Annotated in this window: 11 protein-coding genes; 5 read left to right on the forward strand and 6 right to left on the reverse strand. The window is 75.2% G+C overall.

The window, feature by feature from the left end:
• Positions 1–105 precede the first annotated feature (105 nt).
• Positions 106–2,184, reverse strand: coding sequence for a phosphate acetyltransferase (pta, locus tag ACF053_RS13545; protein ID WP_391954008.1), 2,079 nt, complete (start codon positions 2,182–2,184; stop codon positions 106–108).
• Between the two features lie 279 nt (positions 2,185–2,463).
• On the opposite strand from pta, the gene ACF053_RS13550 reads away from it, so the two are divergent.
• Together ACF053_RS13550 and ACF053_RS13555 are read left to right on the forward strand one after the other, a co-directional pair.
• A complete protein-coding gene (locus ACF053_RS13550; protein WP_391954009.1) occupies positions 2,464–3,489 on the forward strand; it encodes an ATP-dependent 6-phosphofructokinase in 1,026 nt (341 codons plus the stop codon).
• A gap of 213 nt (positions 3,490–3,702) precedes the next feature.
• Entirely contained in the window at positions 3,703–5,070 is a 1,368-nt protein-coding gene (locus tag ACF053_RS13555) for a helix-turn-helix domain-containing protein (protein WP_391954010.1), read from the forward strand.
• A gap of 147 nt (positions 5,071–5,217) precedes the next feature.
• Here ACF053_RS13555 and ACF053_RS13560 read toward each other — a convergent pair whose 3' ends face one another.
• The 3 genes from ACF053_RS13560 to ACF053_RS13570 all read right to left on the reverse strand — a co-directional run bounded on the left by ACF053_RS13560 (position 5,218) and on the right by ACF053_RS13570 (position 8,435).
• Complete coding sequence (locus ACF053_RS13560; RefSeq protein ID WP_391954011.1) at positions 5,218–5,910, reverse strand: helix-turn-helix domain-containing protein; 693 nt, start codon at positions 5,908–5,910, stop codon at positions 5,218–5,220.
• A 141-nt stretch (positions 5,911–6,051) separates the two neighbouring features.
• A complete protein-coding gene (locus ACF053_RS13565; protein WP_391954012.1) occupies positions 6,052–6,750 on the reverse strand; it encodes a response regulator in 699 nt (232 codons plus the stop codon).
• Complete coding sequence (locus ACF053_RS13570; protein ID WP_391954013.1) at positions 6,747–8,435, reverse strand: sensor histidine kinase; 1,689 nt, start codon at positions 8,433–8,435, stop codon at positions 6,747–6,749. Before ACF053_RS13570 ends, ACF053_RS13565 begins: the two co-directional genes overlap by 4 nt.
• Positions 8,436–8,560: 125 nt before the next feature.
• Here ACF053_RS13570 and ACF053_RS13575 point away from each other — a divergent pair, with 125 nt between their 5' ends.
• From ACF053_RS13575 to ACF053_RS13585, 3 genes are all read left to right on the forward strand, one after another.
• Complete coding sequence (locus ACF053_RS13575; protein WP_391954014.1) at positions 8,561–10,033, forward strand: cation:dicarboxylate symporter family transporter; 1,473 nt, start codon at positions 8,561–8,563, stop codon at positions 10,031–10,033.
• 367 nt (positions 10,034–10,400) lie between these two features.
• Positions 10,401–11,642 (forward strand): YncE family protein, encoded by a 1,242-nt coding sequence (locus tag ACF053_RS13580; RefSeq protein WP_391954015.1) that lies wholly within the window; start codon positions 10,401–10,403, stop codon positions 11,640–11,642.
• A gap of 207 nt (positions 11,643–11,849) precedes the next feature.
• A complete protein-coding gene (locus tag ACF053_RS13585) occupies positions 11,850–14,153 on the forward strand; it encodes a HelD family protein (RefSeq protein ID WP_391954016.1) in 2,304 nt (767 codons plus the stop codon).
• A 148-nt stretch (positions 14,154–14,301) separates the two neighbouring features.
• Here the strand turns inward: ACF053_RS13585 and glgB are convergent, their stop codons facing one another.
• Both glgB and ACF053_RS13595 read right to left on the reverse strand, forming a co-directional pair.
• Positions 14,302–16,584, reverse strand: a complete 2,283-nt coding sequence (glgB, locus tag ACF053_RS13590) for a 1,4-alpha-glucan branching enzyme (protein WP_449336535.1) — start codon at positions 16,582–16,584, stop codon at positions 14,302–14,304.
• Positions 16,585–16,607: 23 nt separating this feature from the next.
• Positions 16,608–18,083: a maltokinase N-terminal cap-like domain-containing protein gene (locus ACF053_RS13595; RefSeq protein ID WP_391954017.1), complete on the reverse strand. Its 1,476-nt coding sequence runs from the start codon at positions 18,081–18,083 to the stop codon at positions 16,608–16,610.
• Positions 18,084–18,442 lie beyond the last annotated feature (359 nt).

Raw genomic sequence — 18,442 nt, forward strand, 5'->3', positions numbered from 1 at the left:
TCACGGGAGGGGCGGGGGCGGGGGCGGGGGCGGGGCGGGCCGGCGGGGCCGGGGCGGCGGGCCCCGGAGGCGGGAGGGGCGGCCGGTCCCGCCCGCGCGGCGGGGTCACGCGGGCCGGGTGGCCTGCGCCTGGATGGCGGTGATGGCCACGGTGTTGACGATGTCGCTGACGAGGGCACCGCGCGACAGGTCGTTCACCGGCTTGCGCAGGCCCTGGAGGACGGGGCCCACGGCCACCGCGCCCGCCGAGCGCTGCACGGCCTTGTAGGTGTTGTTGCCCGTGTTCAGGTCGGGGAAGACCAGCACGGTCGCCCGGCCCGCGACCTCCGACTCGGGCAGCTTGGTCGCGGCGACGGTCGGCTCCACGGCCGCGTCGTACTGGATGGGACCCTCGATCCTCAGCTCCGGGTGCGCCGCGCGCACCAGCTTCGTCGCCTCGCGGACCTTGTCCACGTCCGCGCCGGTGCCGGAGGTGCCCGTCGAGTACGACAGCATCGCGATCCGCGGCTCGACGCCGAACCGGGCCGCCGTGGCCGCCGACTGCACGGCGATGTCGGCGAGCTGGTCGGCGTCCGGGTCGGGGTTGACCGCGCAGTCGCCGTAGACGAGCACCTTGTCCGCCAGGCACATGAAGAAGACCGACGACACGATCGACGCGTCCGGCTTCGTCTTGATGATCTCGAAGGCGGGCCGGATCGTCGCCGCCGTCGAGTGCACCGACCCGGAGACCATGCCGTCGGCGAGCCCCTCCTGCACCATCAGCGTGCCGAAGTAGTTCACGTCCGACACGACGTCGTAGGCGAGCTCCACCGAGACGCCCTTGTGGGCGCGCAGCTCTGCGTACCGCTCCGCGAACCGCTGCCGCAGCTCCGAGGTGACCGGGTCGATCAGCTGGGCGCCCGACAGGTCGATGCTCAGGTCGGCCGCCTTGCGGCGGATCGCCTCCGGGTCGCCGAGCAGCGTCAGGTCGCACACGTCGCGGCGGACCAGCACGTCGGCGGCGCGCAGGACCCGCTCCTCCGTACCCTCCGGCAGGACCACCCGGCGGCGGTCCGTCCGGGCCTGCTCCAGCAGCTCGTGCTCGAACATCATCGGCGTGACGCGGCCGCTGCGGGCCACCGAGATCCGCTTCAGCAGGTCGGCGGTGTCCACGTGCCGCTCGAAGAGGCCGAGCGCGGTCTCCGCCTTGCGCGGGGTCGCCGCGTTCATCTTGCCCTCCAGGGCGAAGAGCTCCGTGGCGGTGGGGAAGCTGTTGCCGCTGACGGCGATGACCGGGGTGCCGGGGGCGAGGCGGGCGGCCAGGGTGAGGATCTCCTCGCTGGGCTGCTCGTTGAGCGTCAGCAGCACGCCCGCGATCGGCGGCGTGCCGGCCGAGTGCGCGGCCAGCGCGCCCACCACCAGGTCGGCGCGGTCGCCGGGGGTCACCACCAGGCAGCCCGGGGTCAGCGCGTTGAGGAAGTTCGGCAGCATCGCGCCGCCGAAGACGAAGTCGAGGGCGTCGCGCGCCAGGCCCGCGTCGTCACCGAGGACCACCCGGGCGCCCAGCGCGTGGGTGATCTGCGCGACCGTCGGCGCGGACAGCGACGGCTGGTCGGGCAGGACGTAGCAGGGGACGGGGAGGCGGGCGGAGAGCCGGTCGGCTATGGCCTCCCGGTCGTCGGCGGCGACCCGGTTCACCACCATCGCGAGGACGTCGCAGCCCAGCCCCTCGTACGCCCGGAACGCGTTGCGCGCCTCGGCCCGCACCGCGTCGGCCGGCCGGCCCTTGCCCCCGACGACCGGGATGACGGAGGCGCCGAACTCGTTGGCGAGGCGCGCGTTGAGGGCGAGCTCGTCGGGCAGCTGGGTGGCGGCGAAGTCCGTACCGAGCACGAGCACCACCTCGTACTCGCGCGCGACCGCGTGGAACCGCTCGACCAGCTGGGACACCAGCTCGTCGGTGCCCTGTTCGGCCTGGAGCGCGGACGCCTCCTGGTAGTCCATGCCGTACACGGTCGCGGGGTCCTGCGGGAGGCGGTAGCGGGCGCGCAGCAGCTCGAAGAGGCGGTCCGGCCCGTCGTGCACCAGCGGGCGGAACACCCCCACCCGGTCCACCTGGCGGGTCAGGAGTTCCATGACTCCCAGCTCCACGACCTGGCGGCCGTCCCCGCGCTCGATCCCGGTCACGTACACGCTGCGCGCCACGCCGTGGTCTCCTGTCCGTCAAGCGAGTGTGCGTCTAGTACCCGTACTGGCCCAAAACATCCCACGGGAGATGGCCATACCCTCTTGACAATACCTCCGTGAGTGGGTAGAGCGCTTGCCGGGTGTCGGGGCCCGGAACCCCCTCCCGGGCGGCCGGCAGGGCGCTCGGTGCACCCGGCCGTGGGACAATTCGGAAAGGCGCGCCCCGACGTGTACCGACCCTCCGGCGTCCGCGACACCGGCCCGACGACACGACTACCGAGCAGGAGACACAGCACGATGCGCATCGGAGTTCTCACCGCAGGCGGCGACTGCCCCGGCCTGAACGCCGTGATCCGGTCGGTCGTGCACCGCGCGCTCACCGGCTACGGGGACGAGGTGATCGGCTTCGAGGACGGGTTCAAGGGCCTCCTCGACGGCCACTACCGGCCCCTCGACCTCAACGCGGTGAGTGGCATCCTCGCCCGCGGCGGCACGATCCTCGGCTCGGCCCGCCTGGAGCGCGCCCGACTGCAGGAGGCCGCCGAGAACTGCGGCGAGTTGCAGCGCCGGTACGGGATCGACGTCCTCATCCCCATCGGCGGCGAGGGCACCCTGACGGCGGCGCGCATGCTGTCGGACGCGGGCATGCCGGTCGTCGGCGTCCCGAAGACCATCGACAACGACATCTCCTCGACCGACCGGACCTTCGGCTTCGACACGGCCGTGATGGTCGCCACCGAGGCCATAGACCGGCTGAAGACCACCGCCGAGTCCCACCAGCGCGTGATGGTCGTCGAGGTGATGGGGCGTCACGCCGGGTGGATCGCCCTGGAGTCCGGGATGGCGGGCGGCGCCCACGGCATCTGCCTGCCGGAGCGGCCCTTCCAGATCGACGACCTGGTCAAGATGGTCGAGGAGCGGTTCGCGCGGGGCAAGAAGTTCGCGGTGGTCTGCGTCGCGGAGGGCGCGCACCCGGCCGACGGCACGATGGAGTACCGCAAGGGCGAGATCGACCAGTTCGGCCACGAGCGCTTCCAGGGCATCGGCACCCGGCTCGCCAAGGAGCTGGAGAAGCGGCTCGGCAAGGAGGCCCGCCCGGTGATCCTCGGCCACGTCCAGCGGGGCGGCACGCCGACCGCGTACGACCGCGTCCTCGCGACCCGCTTCGGCTGGCACGCGGTGGAGGCCGCCCACCGCGGCGACTTCGGCCGGATGACGGCGCTGCGCGGCACCGCCATCGCGATGGCGCCGCTCGCGGACGCGACGACCCGGCTGAAGACCGTGCCCGAGGACCGCGTGCTGGAGGCCGAGTCGGTCTTCTGACCGGCGCCGATCCGCGGCCCGTGACCCGCGCGACCCGTGACCCGCGCGGGCGTCCGAGCGGCCTTGATCGTCCCCCCGTGGAGGATCAAGGCCGCTCGTGCGTGGTGCGGCCGAAACCCACTCTTGAGCCTCTCCGCCGGATCAACAAGGCTGGAGCCTTGTCCCGGACATGTCCCACCCCCTGTCCGGGGCGGGCCAGGGAGGGGATGGCGCATGTCCGACCGGGAGAGGGCGCCCGGCCCGGCGGAGGCACGGGACCCCGTGGCGTTCGTCGCCCGGTTGCAGGCGCTCAAGGACTGGTCCGGCCTCACCTACCGCGAGTTGTCCGCCCGTGCCGAGGCGGTCGGCGACAGCCTGCCGCGCTCCACGGTGGCGAACATGCTGGCGCGGGCGACGCTGCCGCGCGAGGAGCTGCTCGCCGTCTTCGTCCGCGCCTGCGGGGCGGGCCCGGCGGAGACGGAGCGGTGGATCGCGGTCCGCGAGGAGATCGCCACCCGCGAGGCCCGCGCCGCGACGGGCCACGGGGCCGCGGCGGCCGGAGGGGCGTCGGGTGAGGGGACTCCGCCGGCCCGGGGCGCCGCGGGTGACGGGGCGGCGGGCCCCTGGGGCGGCTCCGGGGCGGACGGGACCCGGGCGGGTGGGATCCGGGCGGACGGGACCGGGCCGGACGGGGTCGGGGGCGCGGGCCGCAACGGCTACGGAGGCACGCCGGACGGGACGCGCCGGACGCCCGGCGGGTTCGCCGCGTGGCCGGGCCGCGGGGGCGGCGGTGCCACGGGGCCCGGCCACGCGGCGGGCGACGGGAACGGCTCCGCGCCCGGCGGCCGGGGCGGTACCGGGGGAACGGGCCGCCCCACAGGCCCCGGAGGCGTCGGCGGCAGCGATGGCAACGGCGGCAACGGCGGCAACTGCGGCAACGGCTCCGCGGCCGGAGGACCGGCCGCGCGCGGGCCCGGACGGGGGACGGCCGGTGCCGGCGTGCGGCGGTGGTGGACGGCGCGGCTCGTGGTGCCCGTCCTCGGCGGTCTCACCCTGGTCGTGGCGCTCACCACCGTCACCACCCTGCTGCGCGGCACCGACGAGCGGGGCCACGACGACGACCGGCCCCGGGTCACGGCGCCCGCGCCCGGCCCCGTCCACGTCCGGGCCGTGCACTCCGGGCTCTGCCTCAACGAGCGGCCCGGCCAGGACAGCGGTCAGGTGTACCAGGTGGAGTGCGCGGGCGCGGACGTGCCGCGGTACTCCCTCGACCGCCTCGACGGCGGGCTGTGGCGCCTCGTCACCGACCACCCGGACTTCGGGCGCGGCTGCTCCGGCGCCCCGGCCGACGCCCCCGCCGACGTCGAGGCGCCCCTCGCCGACCAGGAGTGCGGCAAGCGGGGCGCCAGGGAGGCGTACGGCATCGAGCCCGCCGAGGGCGGGGCCCACCGGGGCCACCGCGTCCGCAACGCCGCCACCGGCCTGTGCGTGACCGTGCCGGACGGGGAACGCCGGGCGTGGACGGCGGTGGTCCACCGGCCCTGCGCCCCGGACGCGGCGGGCCAGCTCTTCAGCTTCGACCCGCGCCCCCACGAGCGGTGACCCCGCCCGCCCCGCGAGACCGTGACGCCCGCGAAACGGTGACGCCGCGCGAGACCGCGACGCCGCACGGGACGGTCACGCCGCCGAGGCCGTGACACCCCGCCGCCCCGGCGCGCGGGACTCCCGCGCCCGCGCGGACGGGGGCCGCTACAGCCGGGCCAGCGCCCAGAAGTGGTCCACGATGCGGTCCAGGTACTCCCGCCCGGCCTCCCCGCCGCTCCCCCCGGAGTCGCCCCAGCTGTACGTGGCGACCATCCGCGACTGGTAGTCGGCGTGCAGCCGCTGGAGCACCTCCTCCAAGTGGTCGCGGCGCAGGGGCAGCAGCTTCGCGGCGGGCCGGACGTACGCCTGCCAGCGCGTGGTCGCCGCGTCGCGCAGGACCGCCGCCAGCTCCTCGTCCCTGCCGGTGGCGTTGAGCAGTTCCCGGGGGCCGAGGCCCAGGGCCTCGGCGAGCGCGGCGGTCTGGCGCTCGTTGCCGCGCCAGCGGCCGGACTCCTCCATCCTCAGGTACGACCGGGTGTCGACGCCGACCCGGCGGGCCAGGTCCTCCGGCGCCATGGCGCGCGCCAGCCGGTGCTCGCGCAGGGTGGTGGCGGCGGCCAGCAGGTCACCGGGGGAGCACCACAGCACGCCCGCCAGGGCGGTGAGCTCGCGGTTGCCGGGCCGGGCCGCGCCGCGTTCCCAGGCGACGACGGTCTCGGGCGGGACGTCCAGCCCGTACTGCGCGCGCAGGCCGTAGGCGACGTGGCCGGGCGCCATGCCGAGGCCCTCGCGCAGCCGGCGCGCGGCCAGGGCGTTGAACGGGGGAGGGGAGGAGGGGGGAGACGGGTGCACGCGCACAAGCTAGGTGCGCGGCGTCACGCCTGGCTACGGTGTGTTCGACCAAGACCGAATGTTGGAGGAACGTCCAGAACGTACCTACTCCTAGGTAATTAAAGACCCTGTGAAGGGACCCGGTCAACGGTGCCGTCCACGGCGCCGTCAGCGACCGCCCGGCGCCGGCCCGGAGAGCCACCGGTACTGGAACTCCGGGCGCCCGACCTGCCCGTACTGCGGGGTGCGTTCGGCCCGTCCGGTGGTCACGAGGTGCTCCAGGTAGCGGCGGGCGGTGATCCGGGAGATGCCCACGGCGGTGCCCGCCTCGGCGGCGGTGAGCCCGGCGGGGGCCTCGCGCAGGGTGCGGGTGACGGCGGAGAGCGTGGGGCCGCTGAGCCCCTTGGGCAGGGCGGCGGGCTGCGGCGTGCGGAGCGCCGCGAGGGCGCGGTCGACCTCGTCCTGGCCCGACGCCTCGCCGACGGCCGCGCGGAACTCGGCGTACCGGGCGAGCCGGTCCCGCAGGGTCGCGAAGGTGAACGGCTTCAGCACGTACTGCACGACGCCGAGCGACACGCCCTCGCGGACGACCGCGAGGTCGCGCGCGGAGGTCACCGCGATCACGTCGGCCGCGTGCCCCGCGGCGCGCAGCGACCGCAGCAGCTGGAGCCCGTGGCCGTCGGGCAGGTACAGGTCCAGGAGGATCAGGTCGACGGGCGTGCGCTCCAGCAGCCGGACGGCGGCGGTGCGGGAGTGGGCGACGCCGACGACGGTGAAGCCGGGCACGCGCCCGGCGTACAGGGCGTGCGCGTCCGCGGCCACGGGATCGTCCTCGACGACCAGCACTCTGATGGCGTCCCCGGTCACGAGGCCGCCTCCCCGCCGACCGTCGGAAGCGCCGCTCCCGCCGTGCCCGCCGTGCCCGCCGCTCCCGCCCCGCGCGCCGCTCCCGCCGGTGCCGGCGGCGGGGCCGCCGCCGGACCCAGGGGCAGCCGTACCGTGAACTGCGCGCCGCCGTCCGGGCCCGGGCCCAGGTCGATGCGCCCGCCCGCGCGGTGCACGGCCTGGCGGACCAGGGCCAGGCCGATGCCGCGCCCGGGGCCATGCGTCGACCAGCCGCGCTCGAACACCGACTCCGCGTCGCCGGGCGGCACCCCGGGCCCCGAGTCCGCCACGCGCAGCAGCAGTTCGCCGCCGGCCGTGCCGAGCGCCACGGTGACGCGGGACCCGGCCGAGCCCTGCGCCGCGTCGACGGCGTTGTCGACGAGGTTGCCGAGGACGGTGACCAGGTCGCGCGCGGGCAGGCCGGGCGGCAGGACGCCGTCGTCGACGCGGCTGTCCCCGGTGAGGACGAGTTCGACACCGCGCTCGCTCGCCTGCGCCGACTTGCCCAGCAGCAGCGCCGCGAGCACCGGCTCGCCGACCGCGTCGACCACCCGGTCCGTCAGCGCCTGGGCGAGCTCCAGCTCGGCCGTCGCGAACTCGACGGCCTCCTCCACCCGGCCCAGCTCGATCAGCGACACGACGGTGTGCAGCCGGTTGGCCGCCTCGTGCGCCTGGGCGCGCAGCGCCTGTGTGAAGCCGCGTTCGGAGTCCAGCTCGCCGGAGAGCGCCTGGAGCTCGGTGTGGTCCCGCAGCGTCACGACGGCGCCGCGCCGCTCGCCGCCGACCACCGGCCGGGTGGAGACCACCAGCACGCGGTCGGCGGTCAGGTGCAGCTCGTCCTCGCGCGGCTCCGTGGCCAGCAGCGCGTCCGTCAGCGACGGGGGCAGCCCCAGCTCGGCGACGGGGGTGCCGACGACGTCCGGCGGCAGTCCCAGCAGCTCCCGGGCGCCGTCGTTGACGAGCGCGATCCGCCGGTGGCCGTCCAGCATCAGCAGCCCCTCACGCACCGCGTGCAGGGCGGCCTGGTGGTAGTCGTGCATGCGGCTCAGCTCGGCGGCGTTCATGCCGTGGGTGTGCCGCCGCAGCCGGGCGTTGACGACGTAGGTGCCGACGGCGCCGAGCGCCAGCGCCCCGGCGGCGAAGCCGAGCAGCGCGGTCACCTGCCGCCGGACCTGCTCGCTGATCCGGTCGATGGTGATGCCGGCGCTGACCAGGGCGACGACCCGGTCGCGGTCCCACACGGGCGTCACCGTGCGCACGGAGGGGCCGAGCGTGCCCTCGTACGTCTCCGTCACCGTGCCGCCCCGCTGCGCGCCGTCGATGTGGCCGAGGTACCTGCCGCCTATGCGGTCCGGCTCCGGATGCGTCCACCGCCGGCCGTCCGGCGCCATGATCACCACGAAGGTCACGCCGCCCTCGCCGGTGAGCGCGTCGGCGTAGGGCTGGAGGGCCGTGGTCGGGTGGTCCGAGCGGACCGCGGTGAGGACGGCGGGGGAGCGGGCCACGGCCGTGGCGGTGGCGGTCACCTGCCGCCGGGCGGTCTCCTCCGCCTGGGCGTGGTCGGTGAGGTACGCGAAGACGGCGCACCCGGACACGATGACCGCCACCAGCACGGCCTGCATCGCGAAGAGCTGCCCGGCGAGGCTGCGGGGGCGGGGTAGGCGCATGCGGACCAGTCTGCCTGGCCGAAAACGCGTGAACGAAACGTACGCAACGGTGACCGGGGTCACAGGCGTGATGGATAGTCGCGGGGATCCACCGGGACGTGGAGCGCACTCAACGAGGAGGACCCGTGGCCGCACGGCGGGAACGTACCCACTATCTGTATCTGGCCGTCATCGCGGCGGTGGTGCTCGGCATCGTCGTGGGCTTCGCCGCCCCGGGCGTCGCGCAGGAGCTCAAGCCGCTGGGCACCGGCTTCGTCAACCTCATCAAGATGATGATCTCGCCGGTGATCTTCTGCACGATCGTGCTGGGGGTCGGCTCGGTGCGCAAGGCGGCGAAGGTGGGCGCCGTCGGCGGTCTGGCCCTCGGGTACTTCATGGTCATGTCGACCGTCGCCCTCGCCATCGGCCTGGTCGTCGGCAACCTGCTGGAGCCCGGCTCCGGCCTGCACATCACCGACGAGACCCGCGCCGCCGGCGAGAAGCAGGCCGCGGGCGCGAGCGAGGGCACGGCCGACTTCCTGCTCGGGATCATCCCCAAGACGCTGGTGTCGGCGTTCACCGAGGGCGAGGTCCTCCAGACCCTGCTGGTCGCGCTGCTCGCGGGCTTCGCGCTGCAGGCCATGGGCCGGGCGGGCGAGCCGGTCCTGCGCGGCATCGGCCACGTCCAGCGGCTGGTCTTCCGCATCCTGGCGATGATCATGTGGGTGGCGCCCGTCGGCGCGTTCGGCGCCATCGCCGCGGTGGTCGGCTCGACCGGCGTGGACGCGCTGAAGTCCCTGGCCGTGATCATGCTGGGCTTCTACGCGACCTGCGTCGTCTTCGTCTTCCTCGTCCTCGGCACCCTGCTGCGGCTGGTCGCGGGCGTGCACATCGTGCCCCTCCTCAAGTACCTGGGGCGCGAGTTCCTGCTGATCCTGTCCACGTCGTCCTCCGAGTCGGCGCTGCCGCGCCTGATCGCCAAGATGGAGCACCTGGGCGTCAGCAAGCCCGTCGTCGGGATCACCGTCCCGACCGGCTACTCCTTCAACCTCGACGGCACCGCGATCTACCTGACGATGGCCTCCCTCTTCGTCGCCGAGGCGATGGGCCAGCCGTTGGCGGTGGGCGAGCAGATCTCGCTGCTGGTCTTCATGGTCATCGCCTCCAAGGGTGCCGCCGGCGTCACCGGCGCTGGCCTGGCCACGCTCGCCGGCGGTCTGCAGTCCCACAAGCCGGGCCTGGTCGACGGCGTCGGCCTGATCGTCGGCATCGACCGGTTCATGAGCGAGGCGCGGGCACTGACCAACTTCGCGGGCAACGCCGTGGCGACGGTGCTGATCGGCACCTGGACCAAGGAGATCGACAAGGAGCGGGTGTCCGAGGTGCTCGCCGGTCGGCTGCCGTTCGACGAGACGACGCTGCTGGACGACGGCCACGGCGCCCCGGGCGACGACCATGCCGATGCCGATGCCGATGCCGATGCCGATGCCGACGCCGCCGACCGCGCGCGGGGCGGCGCGCCCGGCGGCGCCACCCCGCCCGCCGGCACCGGCTCCGGCGGCGCCCCGGCCGACGACCGGCAGCAGCCCGCCGGAGCGGCGCCGCCCGCCAAGGTCTGACGACCGCGCGCCCCGCAGGGGCGTACGGAGGGAGCCCGGCCCAGGGCGCTCCCGCCCTGCGGGGCGAACCCGCCGCCGCGAACCCCGCCGCGTGGGGGCGACCCCGCCCCCTGTGGGGCGAGCCCCTCGCCCCACAGGGCACGCCCCGCCGCCGTGCGGCACACCGCGCCGGGCGCGGGACCGGGAGAGGAGCCCGGTCCCGCGCCCGGCGCGTCACGGTGTGCCGCACGGGCGGTTCCCCCGATCCGTCCGGGGTCCGGATGCCGCTACCGCCGGTAACATGGCGAGCTGCAGTGGATGACATGCCCATGACCTTGAGCTGACGACGACCGCCACCCGGTACCCGGTGCGAAGGGATGGTCCCCCCATGTCACGTCTGGCCCGCTCGACCGCCGCGCTCGCCCTCCTCCTCCCGCTCGCCCTCGCCCTCCCCGCCGCCTCGGCCGCCCCCGCCGCCGGGCCCGCCCCCGCCGCGCTCCGCGCCGCCCCGGCGCCCGCCGAACCGCTGCGGGACGTCGTCCTCGTGGGCAACAGCGCGGACGGCACGGTGAGCTTCCTCGACTCCCGCACCTACCGGAACCTCGGCACGCTCGACGTCGCGCCGGACCTGGAGGAGGTGCTCGCCGGCATGGACGTCATCCGGCGGGCCGCCTACGAGGTGGTGCGCCAGCAGGCGGGCGGTGACAAGTTCGTGGACGACGCCCACCTCTCGCCCGACGGCCGCACCCTGTACGTCTCGCGCGGCAACCTCGGTGACGCCGCCGCGTTCGACGTGGCCACCGGCAGGCAGCTGTGGCGCACGCACCTCGCGGGGCTGAAGGCCGACCACGCGGCGCTCTCCCCCGACGGCCGCACGTTCGTCGTCTCGGCGATCACCGCCGCCAAGGCGCAGGCCCTCGACACCGCCACCGGCCGCGTCACCGCCGAGTTCGCCACCGGGACGTACCCGCACGAGAACATCTACTCGGCCGACGGCTCCCTCGTCTACAACATGTCCATCGGCGTGACCTCCCTGCCGAAGGCCCTCGACTTCCTCAAGGGCGCCAAGCAGGTGACGGTCGCCGACGCCCGCACGTGGAAGGTCCTGCGCACCTACACCTTCGACAAGGGCATCCGCCCGGCCGTCGTCACGCCGGACGGCTCGACGATGTACGCCCAGCTGTCGTACCTGAACGGCTTCGTCGAGTACGACCTGCGGGCCGGCCGCACCGTGCGCACCGTCGAGATGCCGTTCAGCGCGGCGGGCGCCGCGCTGAAGCCCGACGACTACCCGCAGAACTCCGCGCACCACGGCATGGCGATGAACGGGGCGCAGGACAAGCTGTGCGTCGCGGGCACCATCGACGACTACACGGCCGTCGTCTCCCGCCCCGGCCTCACCACCGACGGCTTCGTCCACTACCCGCAGGGCTCCCTGCCGTACTGGTCGGTGACGAGCCAGGACGGGCGGCACTGCTGGGTGACGCTCTCCGAGCGCGACGAGGTGTCGGTCGTCGACTACGCGACCGCGAAGGAGGTCGCGCGCGTCAAGGTCGGCGACTTCCCACAGCGCGAGCGGACCGGCCGGGTCGCCCCCGAGGCCCTGTCCGGCCTGACCCCGCAAGGCTGAACGGGCCGTCGCCCGCCGCCCGCCGTCGCCCACCGCCGGCCGGCGGCGGGTCGGGGCGGAAGGCCGCGGAGGAGGGCGGGCATGAAAAAAGCCCCGCACCGCTGAGGCGGTCGGGGGCGGGTGACGCGTATACTCGTGGATTCGCGTGCGGGCACGACAAAGCGTGCACGTGAATTGACGAAGTCACAGTATCGCGTCGGGAGTGGAATGTCAATCGACGAGTCCGAGGCAGTGCGGACGGAGCAGCGCTTCGTGAGTGGGCTCCACGCCCGGCTGGACGTCCTGCGCGAGCGCGCCGAAGCGGCCGTGCGGGACGCCCTGCGGGCCGGTGGCACCAGTGCCCAGGCGCGGCTGGAGCGCGACGTGTTCATCGCCGAGCAGTCCGGGCTCCTCGCCGCGTACGACGCGGGCGACCACGGGCTGTGCTTCGGCCGGCTCGTCTTCCGCGACGGCCGGGACCACCACATCGGCCGGATCGGCATCCGCGACGACGACGACGAGCGCACCCCGCTCGTCGTCGACTGGCGGGCCGACGTCGCCCGTCCCTTCTACCTGGCCACCGGCCACACCCCCATGGGCCTGTCCCGGCGCCGCCACATCACCATGGAGGGCCGCCGGGTCACCGGCCTCCACGACGAGATCCTCGACCTGCGCGACGCCACCCGCAGCGGCCACGAGGGGCGCGACGCGGACGCCGTCCTCCTCGCCGCGCTCGACTCCGCCCGCACCGGCCGGATGAGCGACATCGTGCAGACCGTCCAGGCCGAGCAGGACCGGGTCATCCGCGCGCCCCACCAGGGCGTCCTCGTCGTCGAGGGCGGCCCCGGCACCGGCAAGACCGCGGTCGCCCTGCACCGGGCCGCCTACCTGCTGTACGCGCACCGCGAGCTGCTCGCCCGCCGGGCGGTCCTCGTCGTCGGCCCCAACCCGGCCTTCCTCGGGTACATCGGGGAGGTCCTGCCGAGCCTCGGCGAGACGGGCGTCCTCCTCGCCTCCCCGGGCGAGCTCTTCCCCGGGGTCCGCGCCACCGGCACCGACACCCCCGAGGCCGCGGAGATCAAGGGCCGCGCCGCCATGGCCGAGGTGCTCGCGCGGTACGTGCGCGACCGGCAGACCGTACCGCCCACCGAGGAGCCCGTCGAGATCGACCACGAGGACCACGGCACGCTGTTCCTCACGCGCGACATGGCGGAGGACGCCCGCTGGGACGCCCGGGGCACCGGGCTTCCCCACAACCTCGCCCGGCCCCGCTTCGCGACCCGGATCGTGGACGCGCTCACCGCGCAGCTCGTGGAGCGCATCGGCGCCGACCCCTACGGCGGACCCAACCTCCTCGACCCGTCGGACGTGGCCCAGCTCGGCAAGGAGGTCGCCGCGAGCGACGCGGTGCACGCCGCGATCGACGGGCTGTGGCCCGTGCTGACCCCGCGGGAACTGGTCGCGAGCTTCCTCGCCGATCCCTTCGGCTACCTCCCCGACGGTGAGGCCGAGTTCGTCCGGCGCGACCCCGTCGACGCGTGGACCGGCGCCGACGTCCCGGCCCCCGCCGACGGCCCCGACGCCTGGACCCCCGCCGACGTGCCGCTCCTCGACGAGGCGGCCGAACTGCTCGGCGAGGACGACTCCGCCGCCCGCGCCGCCGCCGCCCGGGAGCGCGCCGAGCGGATCGCCTACGCGCAGGGCGTCCTCGACGTGGCGTACGCCTCGCGGACCTACGAGTTCGAGGACGAGGAGTCGGAGGTCCTCGGCGTCCAGGACGTGATCGACGCGGAGCGGTTCGCCGAGCGCCACGAGGAGGCGGACCACCGCAGCGCCGCCGAGCGCGCCGCCGCCGACCGCACCTGGGCGTTCGGGCACGTCATCGTGGACGAGGCGCAGGAGTTGTCCGCGATGGCCTGGCGCCTGCTGATGCGGCGCGTGCCCACCCGCTCGATGACCCTCGTCGGCGACCCCGCCCAGACCGGCGACGCGGCGGGCTGCGGCTCCTGGCGGGAGATCCTCGCCCCGTACGTCGGGGACCGCTACGAGCAGGTCACGCTCGGCGTCAACTACCGCACGCCCGCCGAGATCATGGAGCTCGCCGCCGAGGTGCGCCGCGCCGTCGAGCCGGACTTCCGGCCGCCGCGCTCGGTGCGCTCCACGGGCGTGCCGCCGTGGGAGACGACCGCCGACGACGTGCCCGCCGCCGTCGCCGACGCGGTCGCCCGCGAGGTCCGCGACGAGGGGCGGCTCGCCGTGGTGGCGCCCGCCGCGCGGCTGCCCGCGCTCGCCGCAGCGCTGCCCGGGGCGTCCTGGGGGGCCGAACCGGACCTGACCCGGCCGGTGGTCCTGCTCGACCCGCGGCAGGCGAAGGGCCTGGAGTTCGACACGGTCGTCGTGGTGGATCCGGAGGCCATCCGCACCGCCGGGCCGCACGGGACCAACGACCTGTACGTGGCGCTGACCCGCGCGACCCAGCGGCTCGGGGTGGTGCGGCCGGCGGCCGGAGCGGCGGCCGGGCCGGCCGTCTGAACCACGGGCCGGGCCCAGGGTCCGGCCGGCCCGCACCACGGGTCAGGCCCGTCCGTGGCCGGGCCGGCCCGCACCAGGCAGTGGCCGGTCCGCGCCGTACGGCGGACCGGCCGCCCGCACCCCGGGTCCGGCCGGTCCGCGCCGCGCGTCAGGCCGGCCGGAACCACACGGTCGCCAGCGGCGGCAGCGTCATCCGCACGCCCTCCGGCTCCCGCTTGGCCGGGTCGGCGTTGCGGACGCCGCCGCCGCCGTACTCCACCGCGTCGGTGTTGAGGACCTCGACCCAGGCGGGGACGGACTCCGGCGCCCACAGCCGGTAGTCGTTGCGCACGACCGGCGAGAAGTTGCTCACCGCCAGCAGCGGGTCGCCCTGCGCGTCGTACCGGACGAAGGCGAAGACGTTGTCGTCCGCGGCGTCGCCCAGCGCCCAGCGGAAGCCCTCCGGGGAGGTGTCCCGCTCCCACAGGGCGGGTGTCACCGCGTACACGGCGTTCAGGTCGCGGACGAGGTCGCGCACGCCCCGGTGGTCGCCGGCCGAGTGGTAGTCGTCGGCCAGCAGCCACCACTCCGGGCCGTGCTGCTCGGACCACTCGGCGCCCTGCGCGAACTCCTGTCCCATGAACAGTAGTTGCTTGCCGGGGTGGGCCCACATGAAGCCCAGGTACGCGCGGTGGTTGGCCCGCCGCTGCCACCAGTCGCCGGGCATCTTCGTGACGAGGGACTGCTTGCCGTGGACCACCTCGTCGTGCGAGATCGGCAGGACGTAGTTCTCGCTGTACGCGTACACCATCGAGAACGTCATCTCGTTGTGGTGGTACCTGCGGTGCACCGGCTCCTTGGAGACGTACACCAGCGAGTCGTGCATCCAGCCCATGTTCCACTTCAGCCCGAAGCCCAGGCCGCCGTGCTCGGTCGGGCGGGTCACGCCCTCCCAGGCGGTGGACTCCTCGGCGATGGTGACCACGCCGGGGCAGCGGCGGTAGACGGTCGCGTTCATCTCCTGGAGGAAGCGGACCGCGTCGAAGTTCTCCCGGCCGCCGTGCTCGTTGGGCGCCCACTCGCCGTACTCGCGCGAGTAGTCGAGGTACAGCATGGACGCGACGGCGTCGACGCGCAGGCCGTCGATGTGGAACTCCTGGCACCAGTAGACGGCGTTGGCGACGAGGAAGTTGCGCACCTCCGTCCGGCCGTAGTCGAACTCCAGCGTCCCCCAGTCCGGGTGCTCGGCCCGGCGCGGGTCGGGGTGCTCGTACAGCGGCGTGCCGTCGAAGCGGGCCAGCGCCCAGTCGTCCTTCGGGAAGTGCGCCGGCACCCAGTCGACGAGGACGCCCACCCCGGCCTGGTGCAGCCGGTCCACCAGGTACTTGAAGTCGTCGGGCGAGCCGAGCCGGGCGGTCGGCGCGTAGTAGGAGGTGACCTGGTACCCCCACGACGGGCTGTACGGGTGCTCCGCGACGGGCATCAGCTCCACGTGCGTGAAGCCGAGCTCCGTGACGTACGCGGTCAGCTCGTCCGCCAGCTGACGGTACGTCAGGCCGGGACGCCAGGACGGCAGGTGCACCTCGTACACGGAGAACGGCGCCTCGTGCACGGGCCGCTCGCCGCGGCGGGCCATCCACGCGGCGTCGCCCCACTCGTGGTGCGAGGCGGTGACGACGGACGCCGTCTCCGGCGGGCACTGGGTGCGGCGGGCCATCGGGTCGGCGCGCAGCGAGTGGTGGCCGTCGGGGCCGACGACCTCGAACTTGTACAGGGCGCCCTCGTCGACGCCGGGGACGAACAGCTCCCACACGCCGGTGGAGCCGAGGGACCGCAGCGGCAGACCCGTGCCGTCCCAGTACGTCCAGTCGCCGGCGAGCCGCACGCCGCGCGCGTTCGGCGCCCACACGGTGAAGCGCGTGCCGGTGACGCCCTGGTGGGTCATCACCCGCGCGCCGAGCGCGGTCCACAGCTCCTCGTGGCGGCCCTCCCCGATGAGGTGGAGGTCCAGGTCGCCCAGGGCGGGCAGGAAGCGGTACGGGTCGACGACCTCCAGCTCGGCCGACTCGTACGCGACGCGCAGCCGGTAGTCGGCCGGGACCTCGCGCAGCGGCAGCACGCCGGAGAACAGTCCGTCCCCGTCGTCGTGGAGCGCGTGCCGCTCCCCGTCGGCGAGGACGACGGCGACCGCGCGGGCGTGCGGGCGCAGGGCCCGGAACACCACGCCGTCGGGCAGCGGGTGGGCGCCCAGCAGCCCGTGCGGGTCGTGGTGCTCGCCGGCGAGCAGCCGGGCCCGGTCGGTGTCCCCGAGGGGGTGGGCCGGCACGCCGTCGGCGCCGTCCCGGGGCCGTGGCGGCCGGCCGGGGACGGCGGTCTGCGGCGCCTCCAGGGCGGTGACGACCGGCTGGGCGGTCGTCGCGGGCGGTTTGCGGGTCGGACGGCGGGGGGTCACGGGGGAGAGCCTCCTCGGTGCGGTCACGTCAGGGTGTCGGGAGCGAGCCGGGGGCGACGGGAGCGCGCCCGGCCGGGGGAGTGCGGTCCCGCGCCCGCGCCGTCCTGCGGCGCGGCGAGGCGGTGGACGGCCGCCATCGGGACCCGGAGCCAGTCGGGGCGGTGGCGGGCCTCGTACACGACCTCGTACACCGCCTTGTCGGTCTCGTAGGCCCGCAGCAGCACCTCTTCGGCGCGCGGGTCGGTGCCGGACGCCTCGGCGTACCCGGTGCAGTACGCGGCGCGGCAACGTTCCGCCCACTCCGCATGCCAGGGGTGGTGCGAGTGGGCGGCGTAGTCGAAGGAGCGCAGTATCCCGGCGACGTCCCGGACCGCCGGCTGGGGGCGGCGGCGCTCGGCGAGCGGCTTCGTGGGCTCCCCCTCGAAGTCGATCACCGCCCAGTCGCCGCGCGGCGTGCGCAGCGCCTGTCCCAGGTGCAGGTCGCCGTGGACCCGCTGGGCGCGCCAGGTGCTGCCCTCCTCGGCGAGGACGGCGACCGCCTCGAAGGCGCCGCGCAGTCCCGGGACGTACGGCAGGAGCGCGGGCACCGCCTGCGCGGCGGCGTCCAGCCGGCGGCCCATCGCGACGGCCAGGTGCCGTGCCTGCGGCCGCGCGAGCGTCACCGTGGGCAGCGCGTCGGCGAGCGCGGTGTGCACCTCGGCCGTGGCCCGGCCCAGCGCCCGGGCCTCGTCGGTGAAGTCCCGCCCGGCGGCCAGCGCGTCGAGCGCGAGCTGCCAGCCGTCCTGCGAACCACGCAGGAAGGGCTGGAGCACGCCGAGCGTGGCGCCGTCGGGGTGGCCGGGACCCGACTCGAACCAGGCGACCGGGGCCGGCACGCGGGCGCAGCCGGCCCTGGCCAGGGCGAGCGGCAGCTCCAGGTCCGGGTTGGCGCCCGGGTGGATCCGCCGGAAGATCTTCAGGATGTACGCGTCGCCGTAGACGAGCGACGTGTTCGACTGCTCGGCGTCCAGCACGCGCGGGGCCAGCCCGTCGGGGATGGGCTCCGTGCGGTGGAAGGTCAGCGGCCCGATCGCGCCCGGCGACCGGAGCCGTTCCAGGAGCAGGGCGGCGAGCCGCGGGTCGTGGAGTGCCTCGTACACCGTGCGCCCGGCGAGCGGGCCCTGGGTGGCGCGGCCGATGCGGGCGGGGGCGAGCCGCGGGGGCAGGGTGTCGCAGACGCCCAGCAGCAGTTGGTAGCAGTCGCCGGGCGGTGTGGTCGGCGTGGGTGGTGTGGTCGGCCCGCCGGGGCCCGGCTGCTGCACGCGGACGAGCAGGTGCAGCAGACCGGGTCCGGCGGTGTCGAGCGGGAGCAGCTCGGTGGCCGACACGAGGGCGAAGCCGGTGACCGGCCGGCCCTTCCCGGCGAACCACCGTCTGGGTGGCAGCCATTCGTGGAGCAGTGGTGCCAGCGACGGCAGCAGGGCGACGGGGGCCCGGGCGGTGGATGCGGTCTCCGACATGGCAGCGCGTCCTTTCCCCGGGTACTACAGAATGCACGGAACGTGCAGAGTGTCCCGGAATGCGGCATGGGCTGTCCGGCTGTGCGGGACGTGTCGGGCGGGGATGGTCCTTATAGACCCGAATCGACGTATGAGGTGGACAGTGCCCAGGGCGGAGCGAGGGAAACGCCCCGCCCCGGACGTACGGGGGACGTGGGGCCGGAGGGGCCGTCCCAGGGGACTGAGGATCCGTCAGGGTCGCGGGGGCCGGGGGGGATCGCCACCCGGTCTCCCGGCCGGGGCCGCCGCCGGCACGGCCGGTGCGACCACTCCCGGGGCCCTGCCGGCTGCCGGACCGGGGCCCGTGCCGGGGGCCGGAC

Source organism: Streptomyces kanasensis, from assembly GCF_043077165.1.
Taxonomy (GTDB): Bacteria; Actinomycetota; Actinomycetes; order Streptomycetales; family Streptomycetaceae; genus Streptomyces; species Streptomyces changanensis.

Coding starts and splice junctions, on each gene's coding strand:
- ACF053_RS13550 (WP_391954009.1), top strand. CDS start 2,464: ATGCGCATCGGAGTTCTCACCGCAGGCGGCGACTGCCCCGGCCTGAAC.
- ACF053_RS13555 (WP_391954010.1), top strand. CDS start 3,703: ATGTCCGACCGGGAGAGGGCGCCCGGCCCGGCGGAGGCACGGGACCCC.
- ACF053_RS13570 (WP_391954013.1), bottom strand. CDS start 8,435: ATGCGCCTACCCCGCCCCCGCAGCCTCGCCGGGCAGCTCTTCGCGATG.
- ACF053_RS13580 (WP_391954015.1), top strand. CDS start 10,401: ATGTCACGTCTGGCCCGCTCGACCGCCGCGCTCGCCCTCCTCCTCCCG.
- ACF053_RS13585 (WP_391954016.1), top strand. CDS start 11,850: ATGTCAATCGACGAGTCCGAGGCAGTGCGGACGGAGCAGCGCTTCGTG.
- ACF053_RS13595 (WP_391954017.1), bottom strand. CDS start 18,083: ATGTCGGAGACCGCATCCACCGCCCGGGCCCCCGTCGCCCTGCTGCCG.